The organism is Xanthomonas sp. GW (assembly GCF_014236815.1).
In the GTDB taxonomy this organism is placed as follows: Bacteria; Pseudomonadota; Gammaproteobacteria; order Xanthomonadales; family Xanthomonadaceae; genus Xanthomonas_A.
Map to the genome: position 1 here is coordinate 1,278,200 of NZ_CP051189.1, position 19,712 is coordinate 1,297,911.

16 protein-coding genes and 1 tRNA gene are annotated in these 19,712 nt (G+C 69.0%); 6 read left to right on the forward strand and 11 right to left on the reverse strand.

Translation table 11 applies throughout. The features are described 5' to 3' along the window. Window positions 1-27 precede the first annotated feature (27 nt). A complete protein-coding gene (locus HEP73_RS05405; RefSeq protein ID WP_185815491.1) occupies window positions 28-1,092 on the reverse strand; it encodes a hypothetical protein in 1,065 nt (354 codons plus the stop codon). Window positions 1,093-1,673: 581 nt separating this feature from the next. Here HEP73_RS05405 and HEP73_RS05410 point away from each other — a divergent pair. Both HEP73_RS05410 and HEP73_RS05415 read left to right on the forward strand, forming a co-directional pair. Further along, on the forward strand, window positions 1,674-2,513 hold the full coding sequence (locus HEP73_RS05410) for a TrmH family RNA methyltransferase (RefSeq protein ID WP_185822412.1): 840 nt from the start codon (window positions 1,674-1,676) through the stop codon (window positions 2,511-2,513). Further along, window positions 2,510-4,015, forward strand: coding sequence for a carboxylesterase/lipase family protein (locus HEP73_RS05415; RefSeq protein WP_458309654.1), 1,506 nt, complete (start codon window positions 2,510-2,512; stop codon window positions 4,013-4,015). Before HEP73_RS05410 ends, HEP73_RS05415 begins: the two co-directional genes overlap by 4 nt. 528 nt (window positions 4,016-4,543) lie before the next feature. On the opposite strand, the gene HEP73_RS05420 is transcribed toward HEP73_RS05415, so the two are convergent. The 5 genes from HEP73_RS05420 to HEP73_RS05440 form a co-directional block, all read right to left on the reverse strand. Further along, entirely contained in the window at window positions 4,544-5,614 is a 1,071-nt protein-coding gene (locus HEP73_RS05420) for a LacI family DNA-binding transcriptional regulator (protein ID WP_185822413.1), read from the reverse strand. Between the two features lie 65 nt (window positions 5,615-5,679). Continuing rightward, a complete protein-coding gene (locus HEP73_RS05425; protein WP_185822414.1) occupies window positions 5,680-7,092 on the reverse strand; it encodes a M28 family peptidase in 1,413 nt (470 codons plus the stop codon). A 63-nt stretch (window positions 7,093-7,155) separates the two neighbouring features. Next, a complete protein-coding gene (gene mscL / locus HEP73_RS05430; protein ID WP_185815495.1) occupies window positions 7,156-7,575 on the reverse strand; it encodes a large-conductance mechanosensitive channel protein MscL in 420 nt (139 codons plus the stop codon). Between the two features lie 115 nt (window positions 7,576-7,690). Next, window positions 7,691-8,398 (reverse strand): fumarylacetoacetate hydrolase family protein, encoded by a 708-nt coding sequence (locus HEP73_RS05435; protein ID WP_185822415.1) that lies wholly within the window; start codon window positions 8,396-8,398, stop codon window positions 7,691-7,693. Window positions 8,399-8,504: 106 nt separating this feature from the next. Then, window positions 8,505-8,777 carry a hypothetical protein gene (locus HEP73_RS05440; RefSeq protein WP_185822416.1) on the reverse strand — a complete coding sequence of 91 codons (273 nt, stop codon included), beginning with the start codon at window positions 8,775-8,777 and terminating at the stop codon, window positions 8,505-8,507. 197 nt (window positions 8,778-8,974) lie between these two features. On the opposite strand from HEP73_RS05440, the gene HEP73_RS05445 reads away from it, so the two are divergent. Beyond that, a complete protein-coding gene (locus HEP73_RS05445; RefSeq protein ID WP_185823309.1) occupies window positions 8,975-9,316 on the forward strand; it encodes a Rieske (2Fe-2S) protein in 342 nt (113 codons plus the stop codon). Window positions 9,317-9,323: 7 nt separating this feature from the next. Here the strand turns inward: HEP73_RS05445 and HEP73_RS05450 are convergent, their stop codons facing one another. The 4 genes from HEP73_RS05450 to thiS all read right to left on the reverse strand — a co-directional run bounded on the left by HEP73_RS05450 (window position 9,324) and on the right by thiS (window position 13,128). Then, window positions 9,324-11,192 (reverse strand): SLC13 family permease, encoded by a 1,869-nt coding sequence (locus HEP73_RS05450; RefSeq protein ID WP_185815499.1) that lies wholly within the window; start codon window positions 11,190-11,192, stop codon window positions 9,324-9,326. A 122-nt stretch (window positions 11,193-11,314) separates the two neighbouring features. After that, window positions 11,315-12,067: a tRNA (guanosine(46)-N7)-methyltransferase TrmB gene (trmB, locus tag HEP73_RS05455; RefSeq protein WP_185822417.1), complete on the reverse strand. Its 753-nt coding sequence runs from the start codon at window positions 12,065-12,067 to the stop codon at window positions 11,315-11,317. A gap of 10 nt (window positions 12,068-12,077) precedes the next feature. Beyond that, window positions 12,078-12,872, reverse strand: coding sequence for a thiazole synthase (locus tag HEP73_RS05460; protein ID WP_185822418.1), 795 nt, complete (start codon window positions 12,870-12,872; stop codon window positions 12,078-12,080). Window positions 12,873-12,927: 55 nt separating this feature from the next. Beyond that, window positions 12,928-13,128 (reverse strand): sulfur carrier protein ThiS, encoded by a 201-nt coding sequence (gene thiS, locus HEP73_RS05465; RefSeq protein ID WP_185822419.1) that lies wholly within the window; start codon window positions 13,126-13,128, stop codon window positions 12,928-12,930. 155 nt (window positions 13,129-13,283) lie between these two features. Between thiS and HEP73_RS05470 the strand changes: the two genes are divergently transcribed. Both HEP73_RS05470 and HEP73_RS05475 read left to right on the forward strand, forming a co-directional pair. Then, the gene (locus HEP73_RS05470; protein WP_185822420.1) at window positions 13,284-15,104 is read left to right on the forward strand and encodes an autotransporter outer membrane beta-barrel domain-containing protein; all 1,821 of its coding nucleotides are present in this window, start codon (window positions 13,284-13,286) and stop codon (window positions 15,102-15,104) included. A 272-nt stretch (window positions 15,105-15,376) separates the two neighbouring features. Further along, a tRNA-Gly gene (locus tag HEP73_RS05475) sits at window positions 15,377-15,450 on the forward strand. A 416-nt stretch (window positions 15,451-15,866) separates the two neighbouring features. Here the strand turns inward: HEP73_RS05475 and HEP73_RS05480 are convergent. Continuing rightward, on the reverse strand, window positions 15,867-17,027 hold the full coding sequence (locus tag HEP73_RS05480; protein WP_221899379.1) for a serine hydrolase domain-containing protein: 1,161 nt from the start codon (window positions 17,025-17,027) through the stop codon (window positions 15,867-15,869). A gap of 274 nt (window positions 17,028-17,301) precedes the next feature. On the opposite strand from HEP73_RS05480, the gene HEP73_RS05485 reads away from it, so the two are divergent. Beyond that, a complete protein-coding gene (locus tag HEP73_RS05485) occupies window positions 17,302-19,389 on the forward strand; it encodes a phosphocholine-specific phospholipase C (RefSeq protein WP_185822421.1) in 2,088 nt (695 codons plus the stop codon). The last annotated feature ends 323 nt before the right edge of the window (window positions 19,390-19,712 follow it).

The following is a 19,712-nucleotide window of genomic DNA, read 5'->3' on the forward strand; positions in this document are numbered from 1 at the left end:
GTGTCTTGCCCTCGGGACAGGGCGCGATCAGTAGAAGATCGTCGCCGAGGTGGAGGTGGTCTGCACATCGTAGTTGCACTGCACGTCCAGGCCGGAACTGTCGCTGTACGAAACCCATGCCGGCGACGGCACGCGTCCCAGTTTGTAGTCGTACACGCCGATCGAGTTGAAGGTGATGCGACCGTCGGGCGGATACTGGTCGCAACTGTCCACCGAGTACACCTCCAGCGCGCCACCCATCACCAGGTGCGTATTCGAATTGATGTCGTAGGTGGTGCTGAGCCGGACGCTCCTGCCGCTGGTGATGTTGCGTGTGTCGACGTTCCAGTTCGCGCAGGGCCTGCCGTTGTTGCAGGTGGCGTAGGTGTCGCCCACGATCTGGTCGCCGGCTTTGGCCGGAATGAAATCGCTGGACCACACCATGCCATTCTGGCAGCAGTTCCAACTGCTCAGATCCCAGGTGTTGCTGTCGCCGCGGTAGCCCAGCACCGGTTGCAGGATCGTCGGATCGTCGCTCTGCATGCCCGGGAAGAAGTACACCGTCTGATGCGCCACGTTGGTCGGATTCTGCGGCACTTTCCAGCTCGCGACGATGCGGCCCATCTTGGCGCCGGTCACGTCGATAGCCGACTGGACCCAGTCGTGCGTGATCGGTGGCGGCACCGCGCCGCGTGCGCTGGACGCTGTCAGCGCGGCGCTGCTGCGGACCTGCCGACCATCGCTGCCGCGGCCGTCGGGCCGCACCCGCGCGCCGCTGGGAGTGAAGTTGTCCTGGCTACAGGCCTGCGTCTGTTCGCGCACGCCATTGACGTGTTGCAGGCTGCCGTCCTCGAGGATGCGCTCGCCGCTGTGGACTTGGCGGACGCAGGCCGGCGCGAAGTAGCCGAACGGGGTCGCGACGTAGTCGTCCGGGATGCCGGCCGGCTTGTGCATTGCGCTCATGCTGCCGACTCGCGCGAGCCGGGCATCCGGCGCGCCGTCCTGGGTCGCCGCCGACGCGGCGCCGGCCACGCCGAGCAGGGAGAGCAGCATCAATGCGGTGGTGGAACAACGACGCAGTGTCCAGCTTGCGTTGCGGACAGAGGATTTCATTGGGATCGCCTTGTGATGATGAGGCAGAGAGGATTGTTGTGGGATCCCGTTCGGCTCGCTGCATCCGCCTGCACTGAAGCGGTGGTGTCGATGTCGAGGCGATGGTGTCCCGCGATGCGAAGCCGGGTGTTGCGGTCGTGGTTATGGTCGATAGCGTTGTCCGTTGTCGTGCCGAGGTGCGGCGACGATGTGCCTTGCCGCAGCGGCGTGATTGTGAGAATTCGTCGCCTATCGCCGCGAATGCGGCATGGTGCCGGGCAACGGCGAACGGCTTCACGGTCTCAGTCGGGCCGCTATTCCTCTTCTCGGCGCGCTGGGTAGACAATCGATGCGCCGCCGCCGGAAGCCGCCGCCGCGACGGGCGGAAATGCCGGGCCGGACTCCGCGGTCGAACCCCGCTGCGCAGGTTTTGGTCGCACGAACGACGCCAACTGCACCTACAGGGCAGGGATGAGCGAAAATCACCGGGTCGCGCCGGTACGGTGCGTTGCCATTGCGGTCCAGGAGACCTTGCCCATGCGTCATGACCTTTCTTTCCCGTGCGTTGCCGCCGCATGCGCTGCGCTGCCGAGCGTGCCGCGATGAGCAGTCCCTGGGGCAAGAGCCCGCGCGGTCCGCGTCCGCCGGCGCCGCCCGAACGCGCCGCGCCGGTGCCGCGCGCGGCCGACGCCAACCGCGGCGAGCTGCGCCTGTACGGTCTCAACGCGGTGCGCGCGGTGTACGCGCGCCGGCCCGAGGCGATCCGCAAGCTGTACCTGGCCGAGGCGCGGATTCCGGCGCTGCAGCCGCTGCTCAAGTGGTGCGCGGCCAACCGCGTCGGCTACCGGGTGGTGGAGGAGGCCGATCTGAACAAGCTCGCGGCCAGCGCGCACCACGAAGGCGTGGTCGCCGACGTGCTGCGCGCCGAACCGCTGCCGCTGGCGGCGTGGCTGCAGGGGCTGGTGCCGGGCCCGGCGCTGGCGTTGTGGCTGGACGGCGTCGGCAATCCGCACAACTTCGGCGCGATCCTGCGCTCGGCCGCGCATTTCGGCGCCGCCGCGATCCTGCTGCCGGACACCGCGACGCTGGCCCTGTCCGGCGCCGCCGCGCGCGTGGCCGAAGGCGGCGCCGAGGCGGTGCCGCTGGTGCGGTTGCCGCCGACGGAGCAGGCGCTGGCGCAATTGCGCGCAGCCGGCTTCGCGCTGGCGGCGACGCTGGTCGACGGCGGCGACGACGTGTTCGCCGCCGCGCTGCCGCCGCGCCTGGTGTACGTGATGGGGGCCGAGAGCGAGGGCATGGACCGCGACTTCGCCCAGGCCTGCGAACTACGCCTGTCGATCCCCGGCAGCGGCGCGGTGGAAAGCCTCAACGTCGCCGCCGCCACCGCGGTGCTGCTCGGCGCCTGGCGCAGCCGCGTCGCGGCGTCGGGAGCCGCGCGGTGAAGCCGGCACTGCTGTGCCTGCTGCTGGGCCTCGCGCCGCTGGCGAATGCGCGCCAGGCGCCCGCCGCCGCCGCGCCTGCGCCGCAGGTGACGCTCGCCGCGGGCAGCGTGCGCGGCCAGGTGCAGGCCGACGGTAGCGTGCTGTTCCGCGCGATCCCATTCGCCGCGCCGCCGACCGGCGCGAATCGGTGGCGGCCGCCGCAGCCGCCGGCGCGTTGGCGCGGCGTGCGCGACGCCAGCCAGCCGGCGCCGACCTGCGCGCAGCCGGCGATCGGCTGGAACAATGCGCTGGCGCAGCGCTCCAGCGAAGATTGCCTGTACGTGGAAGTGCAGACGCCGCGCCTGGACCCGGCGGCGAAACAGCCGGTGATGGTGTGGATCCACGGCGGCGCCAACGTCGCCGGCGGTGCCGACGTGTTGCCGTCGTCGCTGGCGCAGCAGGGCGTGGTGCTGGTCACAGTGCAATACCGGTTGGGCGTGTTCGGCTTCCTGTCGCTGCCCGAGCTGAGCGCCGAATCCGCGCGGCATGCCTCCGGCAACTACGCCCTGCTCGACCAGATCGCGGCGTTGCGCTGGGTGCGCGACAACATCGCCCGCTTCGGCGGCGATCCGGCGCAGGTGACCATCTTCGGCCAATCGGCCGGCGCACAGGACGTGGGCCTGCTGCAGCTGTCGCCGCTGTCGAAGGGGCTATTCCGCGCGGCGATCGAACAGAGCGGCACCGCCGGCTTCGGCCTGCCGCCGCGTAGCCTGGGCGAGAACGAGGCGCTCGGCGCGGCGATCGCGCAGCGTGCCGGGATCGGCGCGACGCAGCGCTTGCCGGCATTGCGGCGCTTGCCGTTCGCGCAGTTGTTGAAGGCGGCGCAGGGCGTCGACGTGCCGGCATTGGACGACGACGGCTACATCTGGCTGCAGGCGATCGTCGATGGCCAGGTGTTGCCGCGCGCACCGGCGGCGCTGCTGGCCGACGGCGCGCAGCAGCGGGTGCCGCTGCTGCTCGGCAGCGTGGCGCAGGAACTGACCTATGGCGGCGCTGATGGCGCCGAGGCACGGCTGCGTCGCGATTATCCGGCCCGTGCCGCGCAGGTGCTGGCGCCGCATCGCGATGCATCGGCCGAGCCGGATCCGCGCTATGGCGATGCGGCGGTGCGGTTGGCCACCGACCTGACCTTCCGCTGCCCAGCGCTGGCGGTGGCGCGCGCGCAGGCGCGGCAGGGCGTGCCGGTGTGGCACTACGAGTTCGACCTGGCCGCGCCCGGCGGCCGCGTGACCCACAGTGCCGAGCTGCCGTTCGTGTTCAAGGGCCTGCCGATCGGCCAGCCGCCGCTGAACCTGCAGCGCTACTGGGCCGCGTTCGCGCGCAGCGGCGATCCGAACGTCGCCGGCCTGCCGCGCTGGCCGGCGTTCGCGCCGACCCAGGCATCGCTGCGCTTCGACCAGGACGGCGCGCAGGCAGTGACAGGTTTGCGCAGCGAGGTATGCGCGTTGCTCGATCTGCCGTAGGCAAGACTGCCGCTGCCGCTCATAGCGGCTTGCCGTCGGGGCGGTCCGCCGTGGCCCTTTCATGCGGGTTGCGGCGCCGTGGCCCGATCGCGATGCGTGCGGATCAGATGCAGGTGGATCGCAGCACAACTGGAGTCGACTGCGCCTTGGGCATTTTCGACCCGGATATTCGCAGTCGACCGAATCTTGTGAGCGACGTCAGTCGCGACGAGCGAAGCGGTGGAGGTGCCGTGACCGGACAGTGTCGGGACTGAAGTCCCTCCCACAGTGCACCCAGCGGGCGTCCCGCAAGCTCCTGTAGGAGCGGCTTCAGCCGCGACCAACGAAGTCGGGAACCCTGGCGGTTTTGCTTTTCTGTCGCGGCTGAAGCCGCTCCTACAGTGCACCCTGTGAGCAATCCGCAAGTTTGTTGTGGGACTTCAGTCGCGACGGGTTTTACCAGGAAAGCGCATCGTGATCGATGGCCCGAAGCCACCTGCCGCCGCGCCTACGACGTGCGTCGCCTTTAAACACAGCGAAGAAAACGCGCTAGCCCGCCGCCTGCGGCAACGGTGGATCAGCCGGCGGCGCGGTCGAGCCGCGGGTCACCAGCGTGTACTTCATCACCTGGTGGATGCCGCGGCTGGGCAGGCCGTCGCGGCGTTGGCGGATCTCGCCGAGCAGCAGCGCCACCGCCGCGCGGCCCATCGCGGTGACCGGCTGGTGGATGGTGGTCAGCTCGGGCCAGATCGTGGTCGCCACCGGGGTGTCGTCGAAGCCGGCGATCGACAGATCCTCGGGCACGCGCAGGCGCAGGCCGTAGGCGATGGCGACCGCGGCGGCGGCCATGTCGTCGTTGCTGCACAGCAGCGCGGTCGGGCGCGGCGCGGCGTGCAGCAGCGCGGTCGCGGCGACCAGTCCGGAGCGATAGGTGAACAGGCCTTCGGCCACGCGCGTGTCTGCGACCGGCAGCCCGGCCGCGGCCATGGTGTCGAAGAACGCGCGGCTGCGCAGCGCGCTCGGGGTGTGCTTGGGATCGCCGCTGATGAAACCGATGTCGCGGTGGCCGAGTTCGATCAGGTGCCGGGTGATCGCGCACGCCGCCTCGTAGTCGTCGATGCGCACCGAACTGACGCCCTGCATCGGCGTGCCGGTGGCCACGGCCACGACCGGGATGCCGCGTGCGTCCAGTTCCTCGATGGTCTGCCGCGAGTCGCACAGCGGCGGCGGCAGGATCACCCCGTCCACGCCGGCGTCGAGCAGGCGCTCGGTGGCGGCGCGCTGGCTGCCCATGTCGTCGCTCTTTTCCACCAGCACCTGGCTGCCGTCCAGGCTGCTCTGCTCGAGGATGCCGAGCATGAACTGGTTGAGATAGGCCGCGCTGGGATTGCTGTACAGCACGCCGATCCGCGCCAGGCTGGCGGTGCGCAGCGAGCGCCCGGCCAGGTTGGGACGGTAGCCGAGCGTCTTGATCGAGGCCTCGACGCGCTCGCGCATCGCCGCGCCCACGCGCGGGTGGCGGTTGATCACGCGTGAGGCGGTCATCGGCGAGACGCCCGCGTGCCGCGCCACATCCAGCAGCGTCACCGCGGAGCCTGCACGACCTTGCCGTTTGCCCATCGTGGGTCCTGGCGATGCTGCGAAAGGGGAAAGCCTGCGCGCATCCCCGCGGCAGGCATGCCAGCTTACTCCTTGGGCGGTTCCACTGTCTTGGCCTGGCTGCCGAAGCCGCCGTCCGCCTCCGCGGCCAGGTAGGCGAACACCGCGTATGCGGCGACGTTCTGCGCCAGCGCCTTGGGGTCGATCTTGTCCAAGGTGTCGTCGGCGGTATGGTGCAGGTCGAAGTAGTCGCTGCCGTCCTGCGCCAGCCATGCCCAGGCGCCGCCCTTGGCCGCGAGCGGACCCACGTCCGGGCCGGGGCCGCCGGTGTCGGGCGCGTAGGCGATGCCGAGCGGCGCCAGCGCCTCGGCGATCTGCCGGGTCGCCTCGCGCGAGCCGGCCGCGTCGCCCGAGCCGGTGTTGAACGCATAGATGCGGCCGGCGCCGAAGTCGCTCTCGGCGGCGATCTGGTGCAGCGCCACGTCCTTGGCATGCGCCTGCGCATAGGCCTTGCCGCCGTACAGTCCCTGTTCTTCGTTGGCGAAGGCGACCACGCGGATCGTGCGCTTGGGCGCACGCTTGAGCTGGCCGATCAGGTGCCCGGCGGCCATGCTGATGCCGACCCCGGCGCCGTCGTCGATCGCGCCGGTGCCCAGGTCCCACGAATCCAGGTGGCCGCCGATCACCACCACTTCCTTGGGCTTGCTGCGCCCGGTGATCTCACCGATCACGTTGTACGAGGTGGCCTGGCCGTCCCAGCCGCAGTCCAGCGCCAGCCGCAGCCGCACCGGGCCGCGCGCGACCAGCCGCGCCAACTGGTTGGCGTCGGGTACCGCCAGCGCGGCCGCCGGCACCGGGGTCAGGCCTTCGTCGAACCGGGTGATGCCGGTATGCGGCACGCGGTGCGAATCGGTGCCGGCCGAGCGCATCACGAAGCCGATCGCGCCCTTGCGGATCGCTTCCGACGGCCCCTTGCTGCGCACCGCGCCGCCGTTGCCGTAGTCCTTGCCGTCGCGCGCCTTGACCATCTGGTAATCGACGAAGGCGATCTTGCCGCGCAGCGAACCGGCGGGTGCGGCCTGCAGCGCGGCGAGGTCGGCGAAACGCACCACCTCCGCCTCGACCGTGCCGGCCGGGCTGCCGCCCAGCGCGGTCACGCTCAGCGGCTGCGCATTGGCGCCGAGCACTTGCGCGTGTTCGCTGCGCCGCTCCCATTTCGGGAACGTCACCGGCTCGGTCCACACCTTGTCGAAGCCCAGCGCCTTGAACTTTGCCTTGGCCCACGCGACCGCGCGCGCATCGGCCTCGCTGCCGGCCATGCGCGGGCCGACTTCGGTGGTCAGCGATTCGACCACCTTCCAGCCGGTGTCGTCGGCCAGCGCCTGCTCGCGCAGCGTGGCCGCGGTGGACAGCGCCGCGTCCGGGATGCGGGTGGTCTCGGCCGCGGCCGCGGACGCGGCAGCGAGCATGGCGGCGATGACGACGGCAAGACGGCGCATGGAGGACTCCGCGACAGGGGGAACCACGAGCTTAGCAGCGCGTGGCGCGCCTGCGCACGGCACTTACTGCGGCGTGGCGTCGTTCTTCAACGCATCGCGAATCTCGCGCAGCAGCAGCACTTCCTCGCTCGGCGCCTTAGGCGCGGGCGGTTCCTTGCGCGCGATGCGGTTGATCGCCTTGACCACCATGAAGATGGCGAAGGCCACGATCACGAACTGGAGGATGGTGTTGAGGAAATCGCCGACGCCGATCACCACCGGCGGAACTTCCTTGCCGGCCGCATCCACCGTCGCCGCCTTCAGCGTCCACGCCCAGCGCGAGAAATCCACGCCGCCGGCGAGCATGCCGATCGGCGGCATGATGATCTTCTCCACCAGCGCGGTGACGATCTTGCCGAACGCGGCGCCGAGCACCACGCCGACCGCCAGGTCCAGCACGTTGCCGCGCATGGCGAATTCCTTGAACTCGCGGATCATGCCCATTGAAGATTCCTCGAACGTTGCGCGGGCCTGTCGCCGCTGCGTAAGCCTAGCGCAGTCGTTGTCGTTCCCGGATCAAACCGCGCGCAAGCAAACAGCAGCGACGATGCGGCATCGCTCAGCCGACGATCGTGCCATGGCGCTCAGCGACGTTCTCCAGCCGCGCACTGAAACGATCGCCGGGCTGCAGCGCGGCCACGCCGGCCGGCGTGCCCATGAACACCAGGTCGCCGGCGCGCAGCGCGAACAGCTTGGACAGTTCGTGCAGGATCTCCGGCACGTTCCAGATCATCTGGTCGAGCAGCGATTGCTGGCGCACCTGGCCGTTGACCTCCAGCGACAGGTTCAACGCCTCCAGCGCGCCGACTTCGCCGGCCGGGATCAGCTCGCTGATCGGCGCGGAATGGTCGAAGCCCTTGGCGATGTCCCACGGCAGGCCCTTGGCCTTGGCCGCGGCCTGCAGGTCGCGCCGGGTCAGGTCCAGGCCGACGCCGTAGGCGAGCACCAGCGCCGCCGCATCCTCGACGCCGAGCACGCCAGCCGGCGCATCCTGGCCGAGCGCCACCACCAGCTCCACTTCGTGGTGCAGGTCCTGGGTCGCGGACGGGTAGGGAATGGAGTCGCTGCCGATCACCAGCGCATCGGCCGGCTTCATGAAGAACGTCGGCTGGCCGCGCTCGGCCTTCGAAGCCGGAGCGCTGGCGCCCATTTCGCGCGCATGGTCGGCGAAATTGCGGCCCACGCAATAGATGCGATGCACCGGAAACAAACCCAGTCCACGCACAGGCACGCGCGGAGCTTCGGCAGCGGCGAAAAGGTCTTTCATGGGCACGCATCCAGAGAAGAACGGGATGCGGCAGTTTAACGCGTCAGGTTCGACCCGACTCCGGCAGGCGTGCGGATATCGCTTTCACGAATCCCCAATCCCGGCTTTACAACGGCAACGCCGGCTTGCGCAACACGCGGTACTCGCCATCGACCACATGCTGGCGCGCCGTGGACGGGCGCTTGCCGCGCTGGCTCAGCAGCTTCATCGCGATGCCGCCGAGGATCATCGCCGCACCGACGAACACGCTGACGAACACCAGCCCGGCGAGGATCGCCAGGCCCAGCAAGCCGACGGCCAGTTTCACCAGCGGATGGCGCGGCTTGCGCGGCGCGAAGACATGCCGGAACTGATCGAAATTGAAGACGCGAGCGCGCATGGCAGAAGTCTGTGTCAGTTGGAACCGAGGGCGCAGTATCGACGCTGTCTTATGTGACGGAGTGAAAAGTTCGTTAAGCGAAAAATTAACACTTGCCAGGTCAATGTCTTGCATGTCGTCGCCAGGTGAAGCGCAGTGAGGGCGCAAACCGCGGACATGCAAGAATGGCGGCCCTTTCCGTGCTGCCGCCGTCTTCCATGACCGAGTCATCTTCCGCCGTGCTGGCGCAACTGGAACAGATCGAGCCTGGCAGCTTGGTCGAAGCCGAGGCCTCGATCGGCGGCGAGATCGAATCGCTGCTGCTGTACCGCGACGGCGACGGCGTGCGCGCCTGGTTGAACGTGTGCCCGCACGCCGGGCGCCGGCTCGACTGGGCGCCGGGGCAATTCCTGAAGAGCCGCGAAGGCCACGTGGTCTGCGCGGCGCACGGGGCTACGTTCGAATTGCAGCACGGCAGTTGCGTGTCCGGGCCGTGCCGCGGCCAGAGCCTGCTCGCTGTGCCGGTGGCGGTGCGCGAGGGCCAGGTTTTCCTGGCGTGAGTGCTGCCTAGAACGCGCCCCACCAGGCCATCGACATCAGGTTGACCATCAGCACCACCACCGAGGTATAGATCAGCGAAAGCGGCGCGCCGACGCGCCACAGCTCGCGCGGCTGGTAGTTGGCCGGGCCGGTGATCATCGAGATCACCGGGTTGGACGCGGTCATCAGGTTGTTGGACGCCGACAGCGCAACGATCAACGCGAACGCGGTGGGATTGCCGCCCGCCGCCAGCGCCAGGTTGACTGCGATCGGCACCATCACGATGGTCGCGCCGACGTGGCTGATGACCAGCGAGAACGCGGTGGTCAGCAGCGCCAGCGCGATCTCCAGCGCCCACACCGGCACGCCTTCTGGCAGCCGCGCGATGGTGTGGCCGGCGACCCAGGCGGCGGCGCCGCTGCTGTCCATCGCCCAGCCCAGCGGGATCAGCCCGGCCATCATGAAGATGGTCTTCCAGTTGATCGAGGCGTAGGCCTCGTCCATGCGCAGCACGCCGGTCAGCAGCATGCCGGCTACGCCGGTCATCAGGGTCAGCGCCACCGGCAGCTTGCTGGTCAGCGCGATCAGGATGGTCAGTGCGAAGATCGTCATCGCGATCTTGAACTTGTGCGGGCGGTGCTCGCCCTTCGGATAGTCGGTGACGACGACGAAGTCGCGGCTCTCCGAGGCCTGCGCCAGGTCCTGCCAGATGCTGTGGAACACCAGCATGTCGCCGGCGCGCAGCGGCACCTTGCGCACGTCCTCGCGGATCACCTGCTTGTCGCGGTTGATCGCCAGCAGGCTGATCCCGGCCTGCTTGCGCAGGCGCAGCTCGGCCGCGCTCTTGCCGATGAAGCGCGAGGTCGGCGGGATCACCGCCTCGGAGATGCCGGCGCGGCTGGGATTGAACAGGTCGCCGAGATTGCGCAGCCGCGAGGACAGGCGCAGGAACTGGTTCTGTGCGAAATCGGCCACCTGCTGCCGCGCGCCCATCACCCCGAGCACGCTGCCGACCCAGATGCGCATGTCCGCCGGCGGCGCCAGGCGGGTGTCGTTGCCGGTCTTCAGGGCCAGCAGCAGCGGCGCGTCGTGCACCGTCTCGGCCTCGCCCAGGGTCATGCCGACCAGCGGGCTGTCGGCGCTGACGATCAGCTCGAACACGTCGCCTTCGATGCCGTAGGTGCGCGCGAAATAGCTTTCGGTGCGCGCCGGGGTGACCCCGTTGTTGATCAGTTGCTCCTCTTCCATCAGCGTGCGGTCGCCGCGCACGCGGAAGTAGATCAGCGAGGCCAACAGCAGCGCCACGCCGATCGGCAGCGGCGCGAACATGCGCAGCGGCTCGATCGTGGCCATGCCCGAGGGCAGGTTGTTGTTTGCCGACTGCAGCAGGTCGTTGAGCAGGATCAGCGGCGAGTTGCCGACCATGGTCAGCGCGCCGCCCATCACGATCGCCGCGGCGATCGGCAGCAGCAGCCGCTGCAGGGTCAGCCCGGTGCGCGCGGCCAGGCGCGAGGCCACCGGCAGGTACAGCGCCATCACCGAGGGGTTCTGCATGAACGAGGAATTGAGCCCGGCGATGCCGGTGGTCAGCAGCATCAGCCGCTCTTCCACGCCGTGCGCGCGGCGCAGCAGCCACGACGCCAGCCGGTTCAGCGCGCCGGTGCGCTCCAGCCCGGCGCCGAGGATGGTGGTGGCGATGATGCTCATCACCGCGTTGCCGGAGAAGCCGCTGAACAACTCTTCTGGCGCGATCAGCCCAGTGACGCCCAGCACCACCAGCACCACCAGCGCGACCACGTCGGCGCGGATGCGCTCGAACACGAACATCGCCATCGTGAAGCCGACCAGCCCGAGCACGAGCTTCATATCGGTGGTCAGCGTCAGCGCGGTGTCCATTGGGGGCCGGGATTGGGGATTAGGGATTCGGGATTAGATAACGGCGGGAATCGGGGCCGGCCGCGGCAATGGCGTACCGTGGATGCAGCCCGTCCGGATGGTGGCGGATTCGCTCTTCATCCCTAATCCCGAATCCCCAATCCCGGCTTGTCATACAGCAAATCCCAAACGCCATGGCCCAGCTTCTGGCCACGGGTCTCGAAATGGGTCTGCGGGCGCCAGTCCGGGCGCGGCACGTGGCCGCGCGGGCCGGCGCGGTTGACCAGGCCGGCGGTGGCATCGAGCACGTCCCACATCTGCTCAGCGTAGTCGGCCCAGTCGGTGGCAGCGTGCAGGCGGCCGCCGTCGCGCAGCTTGCGCACCAGCAGCGCGGCGAAGGCTGGCTGCAGCAGGCGGCGCTTGTTGTGGCGCTTCTTGTGCCACGGGTCGGGGAAGTAGATGCGTACTTCGTCGAGCGCGCCGTCGGCGATCTCGTGCTCCAGCACTTCCACCGCGTCGTGGTGGTACAGGCGCACGTGCTCGCTGGCGTCGGCGGCCAGCGCGTTCAACACGCGGCCCACGCCGGGGGCATGCACTTCGATGCCGATGTAGTCGCGGGCCGGGTCGTGGCGTGCGGCAAAGCGCAGCGCCTCGCCGTTGCCGAAGCCGATCTCCAGCACCTTGGGCGCAGTGCGGCCGAAGGTGGCGTCGAGATCGCGCGGCTGGCCGGCGTAGTCAAGGCCGAAGCGCGGCCACAGCTCGTCGAACGCGCGCTGCTGGGCGGGGGTGAAGCGGCCCTGGCGCAGCACGAAGCTGCGCACCTGGCGGCGGCCTTCCTCAATGGTGAAGGGCTTGGGCGGGGTCTTGGCGCCAGCGCTGGAGAACGGATCGGTCATGCGCGCGGCCTCAGCCGATCAGCCCATCGACCGGCGACGACGCACTGGCGTAGCGCTTGCGCGGGATGCGCCCGGCCAGGAACGCCTCGCGCCCGGCCTCGACCGCCTTGCGCATCGCGCTGGCCATCAGCACCGGGTTGCGCGCGCCGGCGATGGCGGTGTTCATCAGCACGCCGTCGCAGCCCAGTTCCATCGCGATCGCCGCGTCCGAGGCGGTGCCGACGCCGGCGTCGACGATGATCGGCACCTTGGCGTTTTCGATGATTTCCAGCAGGTTGTAGCGGTTCTGTATGCCCAGCCCGGAGCCGATCGGCGCGGCCAGCGGCATCACCGCCACGCAGCCGATTTCTTCCAGGCGCTTGGCCAGGATCGGGTCGTCGCTGGTATAGACCATCACCTCGAACCCGTCGGCGACCAGGATCTCGGCGGCCTTCAGGGTCTGCACCACGTCCGGGAACAGGGTGCGCTGGTCGCCCAGCACTTCCAGCTTGGTCAGGTTGTGGCCGTCGAGCAGCTCGCGCGCCAGGCGGCAGGTGCGCACCGCGTCCTCGGCGCTGTAGCAGCCGGCGGTGTTGGGCAGGATGGTGTAGCGCTCCGGCGGCAGCACGTCGAGCAGATTGGGCTCGCCCGGATTCTGGCCGATGTTGGAGCGGCGGATCGCCACGGTAACGATTTCGGCGCCGGCGGCCTCGGTGGCCTGCCGGGTCTGTTCCAGATCGGCGAACTTGCCGGTGCCGGTGAGCAGGCGCGAACGGTAGGGCTTGCCGGCGATCACCAGCGGGTCATGGGGGGCGGGAGCGTTCATCGCCGGATTATCGCCCATCGCACCCGGCGCTGCCGAGTCGGGCGCCGCGCGGAATTCAGCCGCCGCCCAGCGCGTGCACGATCTCGACCCGGTCGCCGTCGCGCAGCGCGTGCGCGGCATGCGCGCCGCGCGGCACGATCGCGCCGTTGACCTCGACCGCGACGCGGCGCTGCGCCAGCCCTTCCTCGAGCAGCAGGGCGGCGACGGTGGTGTGGGGCTGCAGCGGGCGGACCTGGCCGTTCAATTCGATGTTCATGTCATTATTGTGCAGTGCGTGCCGTCAGGCGCGCGATGTATTGCGGCAGTGCAACGTGAGCGTGAGGGGCAGAGGTGGAATCATGCCTGCCATGCGGCTGCGTATGTTCTGGCCGTGCCCCGAGTCACCTTCAATTATCGCCCGGGAGGGCATCCATGACTTCGTCCATCCGTCCACTCCGCTCGCTGCTGGCCGCCGCGATCGTGCTCGCCGCCGCGCCCGCGTTCGCGCAACAGACCTATAGCCGCACCGTGTTCTTCGGCGACAGCCTGACCGACGCCGGCTACTACCGGCCGCTGCTGCCGGCCTCGGCGCAGGCGGTGACCGGCCAGTTCACGACCAATCCGGACTGGGTCTGGGCGCAGTACATCGCTGACTACTACCACACCGACGGCCACGCCAACGGTAACGGCCAGATCGGTGACAACTACGCCGCCGGCAATGCCCGCGTCGGCGTGGCCAACCCCAGCGCGCTGGGCGTGGCGCCGTCGCTGGCGACGCAGACCAGCAACTACCTGTCCGCCAACGGCGGCAAGGCCGACCCGAACGCGCTGTACAGCGTGTGGGGCGGCGCCAACGACCTGCTCGCGGTCGCGGCCGGCGCACCGGCTCAGGCCACGATCGGCAACTCGGTGGCCGCGCAGGTGGGCATCGTCGCCAACCTGCAGAACGCCGGCGCACGCTACGTCATGGTCACCACCATTCCCGATGTCGGCCTCACCCCGCGCTTCCGCGCCGGCGGCGCCACGACGATGGCACAGGGCACCGCGCTGGCCGGCAGCTACAACAGCGCGCTGTTCGCCGGGCTGAAGAGCGCCGGGCTGCAGGTGATTCCGGTGGATACCTTCCACCTGTTGCAGGAAGTGATCGCCAGCCCGTCCACCTACGGTTTCAGCAACTCCACCGGCACCGCCTGCCAGCCGCAGATCACCGCGCAGTCGCTGACCTGCAACCCGACCAGCTACGTCAGCGCCGACGCCGCCGACAGCTACGTGTTCGCCGACGGCATCCATCCCACCGGCCGCACCCACGAACTGCTCGCGCAGTACGCGCTGTCGATCCTGGAAGGCCCGCGCCTGCAGCAGGTGCTGAGCCACTCGGCCGAGGTCACCGGCCGCTCGCGCGCCGACCAGGTCGCCTGGCACGTCGATGGCCGCCCGGAAGCGGACGGCATGCGCTGGTGGGGCAACCTGCGCGGCGACATGCAGCGCTATTCGCACGGCGACCTGTACGACGGCCTGGCCCCGGCCGGCCTGTTCGGCGTGGACTGGTCGCGCGGCGAGTGGGTGTTCGGCGGCTTCGGCGGCTTCGGCCGCGTGGATGCCGACTTCGGCAACCGCGGCGGCGACTACACCCAGGACGACAGCACCCTGGGCGGCTTCGCCGGCTGGTATGGCGAGCACGCCTGGGTCAACGCGCAGGTCAGCTACAGCTGGCTGAGCTACGACGTCAAGCGCAAGGTCAATCTGGCGGCGGCCACCATCGAGCACAATGGCTCGCCGGACGGCAGCAACCTGACCGCGGCGCTGCAGGGCGGCTACGAGTTCGGCGAGGGCGCGTTCAAGCACGGCCCGGTGGCCGCGGCGATCTGGCAGAAGGTCAAGCTCGACGGCTACACCGAGAGCAACCCGAACTCCAGCGCGCTGGGTTACTACGACCAGGACGTGGAGTCGCTGGTCGGCCGCGTCGGCTGGAAGGCCAGCCTCGACGCCGGCGCGGTGAAGCCGTACCTGCAGGCGACCTACGACCACGAGTTCAAGAAGGGCGAGCAGGCCACCGCGTGGCTGCAGACCATGCCCGAGCTGGGCGCCTACGCGGTGCCGGGCCTGGCCATCGACCGCAACTACGCCTCGGTGGTGCTGGGCGCGCGGACCAAGGTGTGGGGCCTGGAGAGCAATGTCGGCATCGCCGCCACCACCGGCCAGAGCCGCGCGCACGATACGTCGCTGTTCGTGAACTTCGGCGGCAGCTTCTAAGCACGGCGCCATCGTTGTCCCTCGTGCCCGGCCTTGCGCCGGGCACGACGGAGACAGCACACCGCAGCGACATCGAAAACGCCGCACTGTAGGAGCGGCTTCAGCCGCGACGCTTTACCGATAAGGCGTCGGGGCTGAAGCCCCTCCCACAAAAATCCCATCTGCAAGTATCGGCATTGCGATCGCGTGGGTGCTGGTGCACCATCGCTGCCGTTGGGTCACACCGATTTCTTGCGCAACCGCCAGCCCACCGAATAGACTGCACAGGCGACGCGGGCGTAGCTCAATGGTAGAGCTGTAGCTTCCCAAGCTACTGACGAGGGTTCGATTCCCTTCGCCCGCTCCAGTCGTTGCAAGGCACTCGGCAAATCTGCGCGCTCCGCAATTCGCTGCCAGGTGCGCCCTTGGAACCTAACTTCGTTTCGCACTCGGATCTCGGTCGTATTGATCGATGAATGCCTGGGCTGGGCCTGCGCATCGCGCATGTCTTGAGCCGAATCCGCTTGTTCGTGCCCGATCTTCCCCAGTGGGCAGCCCGGCTTGGCCGCGAGAAGCTGGCGGCTTGAGCGTTTTTCTGGTCTGGCTGCGTGCCGCATCGATTACGGGCCTCGAATACGTCGCCAATGGCGGCACAGTGCCAGCGCCCACCGTCTGACGCGGTGCCTCGTGCTTTCGAATGCGTTCTCGATCACCGGAAGCCGGCCTGCATTCCACACTGGTGCCCCGGCGTGTCGCGGGATGCGTGCCGCGACCGGCGAGCGCTCAGGACTGCGTCGCGATCGCGAACTCGTCGAGCTGGCGCTGCGACATGCTGCTGTTGTTGAGGATCACCACCGTTTCGCGCGTGTCCAGGCGGTGCGCGAGCAGCGAGCGATAGCCGGCGGTGTTGCCGGTTTCCCAGGCATAGGTGCGGCGCTTGCCCTGCAGCGTCAGCGTCTTCACTCGGCCGCCGAGCGCATATTCCTCCGGCATTTCCACCGTGTTGAGTTGGTGCAGCGACGCTGACGACAGAAAGCCCTTGTCGTAGACGCGGTGCGCGGCCTGCATCAGGTCCTGGGCATTGCTGAAATACCCGCCTGCCGCGGCGATGAAGGCCGGTCTGTCGTAGGTGCGGCGCTCGGGCGGCGACAGCGTCCGGTAGGAGGGAACCGTGGTCGGCGCGGTCGCGATCGCGGGGCCGGTGCCGGTATGGTGCAGCTCCAGCGGGTCCAGGACCAGGCTGCGGATCGCGTCCACGAAGGGCATGTCGGCGACCGCTTCGACGATGGCGTAAACGACGATCCAGTTGGCGAAGATGTAGTCGAACTTCGCGCCCGGCTCGAACGCGAGGTCGGCGCTGGCGAACCGGCGTACCGCCTCGGCGGCCGGCAGCTCGAGCGTCAGCAGCGATGGATCGGCCTTGGCGGACGGGCCGAACTGCTCGGTCAGGCCGCTGCTGTTGGACAGCAGGCGCCGCAGGCTGATGCGGGCGCCGGTGTCGGCGCGATAGTCTGGCAGCCAGGCGGTGATCGGCCGGTCGAGGTCCAGCTTGCGCCGTTCGACCAGGCGCAGCACCGCCAGCGTCGTGAGCCATTTGGAGATCGAGGCGATGCCGTAGACGTCGTCGATCTTCGCCGGCCGCTGCGCTTCCACGTCCACGATGCCGAAGGGCCGCACGTAGGCGACCTTGCCGCCGCGGGCGAGCAGGACCACGCCCTGAAAGGCGTTCGCCTTTGCCCACGCGTCGATGATGGCGGGCGCGTCCTTCGCGGCCGCCGATGCGCGGCCAGGCAACGCGGCCAGCAGCAGCGCCGCACCGGAAGCGGCCAGGAAGGATCGCCGCGGTATCGGCGCAATGATGGGGGCATCGCTCATGGCATTGTCTCCGGATGATCGGTGCCGGCGAAGCACGCTGCGCCGGACGCAGCCGATGCTGGCCTCCATGGCGCCAATCGCGCTGCTGCGAGCGGCGCCGTCAGCCAGGCGATGGCGCCAAACATGATGGCAATACGGGCATCCACTTCCATTCGGTTCACCTCGTCCGGTCTCGGCCCAGCGCAGTAAGCCGACGATGCGCCGATGGCCAAGAGCATAACCGGACCATGGCGCGCGTCGTTGCCCTGCGCGTCCGCCGCGGCGCGGCCTGTCAAACCCGCTTCATCTGCGGCGCCTACGCTGGCCGGTCAGTGAGCGCATGCTCGTCGCCGGTTTCTCCCCCATGGTCGAACACAGTCGTCGCCGTTTCCTCGCCAGTGCATCGCTGGCCCTCGGTGCGGGGGCGGTCATGCCGCTGCTGCCCGGCGCCATTCGCAGCGCGCTGGCGGTGCCGCCGGCGCGGGTCACGGGTACCGTGCAGGACGTGCAGCACGTGGTGATCCTGATGCAGGAGAACCGCTCGTTCGACCATTACTTCGGTTGCCTGCGCGGCGTGCGTGGTTTCGGCGATCCAAGGCCGCTGCGACTGCCCAGTGGCCGCCCGGTCTGGTACCAGCCCGAGGCCGGCGCCGGCGATCGCTACGTGTTGCCGTTCCCCCTGAACAGCAATACCAGCAGCGCGCAGTCGATGGAGGGCCTCGACCACCACTGGAAGGGCTCGCACGAGACCTGGAAGCACCACGACGCGTGGATCGCGCAGAAGACGGCGATGACCATGGGCCACTTCCAGCGCGAGGACCTGCCGTTCTACTACGCGTTGGCCGACGCCTTCACCATCTGCGACGGCTACCACGCCTCGCTGTTCGGCCCGACCAATCCCAATCGCATGTACATGTTCACCGGCACCAGCGGCCTGAGCGTCGGCAACGATGGCGAGCAGGCGGTGAACAACCTCGACGACGGCAACTGGACCGCCGACATGGCGCGCGACAACCCGGCGTTTCCCGGCTACACGTGGACCACTTATTCCGAACGTCTGCAGCAGGCCGGGGTCAGCTGGCAGGTCTACCAGGAATTCGACAACTACGGCGACAACAGCCACCCGTATTTCGCCAATTTCCGCAATCTCGACCGCAACTCGCCTTTGTACCGGCGTGGCCGCGCGATCGTGCCGGGTTCCACCGCGGACAACGCCAAGGCCTCGCGCGGCGAGCACCTGATCGCGGCGTTCGAACGCGACGTGCGCAGCGGCAACCTGCCGCAGGTGTCGTGGATCGTGGCGCCGTACCTGCTCAGCGAGCATCCCCAGGGCACGCCGGCGTATGGCGAATCGCTGAGCGCGCGCCTGCTGGAGACGCTGGCGGCCTCGCCGGAGGTCTGGTCCAAGACCGTGTTCCTGATCAACTACGACGAGAACGACGGCTTCTTCGACCACGTGCCGCCGGCGCTGCCGGCGACCGATCCGGCCATCGGCGCCAGCAACGTGGATCTGCGCGGCGAGGACTACCGCGGCGTTCCGGTCGGCCTCGGTCCGCGCGTGCCGATGCTGGTGGTGTCGCCGTGGAGCCGTGGCGGCTGGGTCGATTCGCAAGTGTTCGACCACACCTCGGTGATCCGTTTCCTGGAGCGCCGCTTCGGCGTCGCCGAGCCCAACATCGGTCCGTGGCGCCGCGCGATCGCCGGCGACTTGACCTCGGCGCTGGATTTCGCCGGGCACGACGACGCCCGCGTCGCCTTGCCGGATACCCGCGACTTCATCGCCCGGGTCGACGCGACCGCGGCCTTGCCGGTGCCGAAGCGACCCGAGCAGCAGGCCTTGCCGGTGCAAGAGCCGGGCCAGCGCCCGGCGCGCGCGCTGCCTTACGATTTCGACGTGCGCTTGCAGGTGGGCCCGCAGCAATCGACGTTGCGCATGGTCAACCGCAGCAGCGTCGGCGTCGCGCTGAACGCCTATGCCGATGGCGGCAGCGCCGGCCCGTGGTTCTACACGGTGGCGGCGGGCAGCGAATTGCAAGACGCGCGCGACTGGCTCGGCGCGGCTGCCGATCCCGGCTATGCGTTGCGTGTGCATGGTCCCAATGGGTTCCTGCGCGAATTTCACGGCGATGGCGTAACCGATGTCGGGCTGCAGGCCGATGCCGACTACGACGCCGCTAGCCAATGCCTGCTGCTGGGGCTGCGCAATGCAGGTGCGCAGGCGTGCCGGCTGCAGATCCGCGATAGTTATCGCGGTGGGGCGGAGCAGACGGTCGAACTCGCGGCCGGCGCACGTCAGCTGCTGCGTTTTCCCTTGGCGGCGCAGCATCATTGGTACGACCTGGAGATTGCGAGTGCGTCGATGCCGCAGTGGCGGCGGCGTCTGGCCGGGCATATCGAGACCGGCCGTCCGAGCATGAGCGATCCGGCGATCGGCCGCGCTGTCGCCGGTTAGCTGTCGGTCCAATCAATAAGGCGGCATCCAGGCCGTGTGTCGCGGCTGAAGCCGCTCCTACAAGAGCGCGCAGTGCCGAGTTCTTGTGGGTGCTGCGCCTGCCTTTGGCGGTGCAGCATCACTGGTACGGCCTGGAGCCGGCGATCGGCATCGCTGCCGCCGATTAGCTGTCGGTCTATTCAATAAGGCGACGTCCAACGCCGTTGGTCGCGGCTGAAGCGGCTCCTAAAAAAGCGCGCGGTGTCCGGGCTCTTGTAGGAGCGGCTTCAGCCGCGACCGATGTCGCCGTCGGCGCGACCTCCGACAGCACCACGCACAATAAA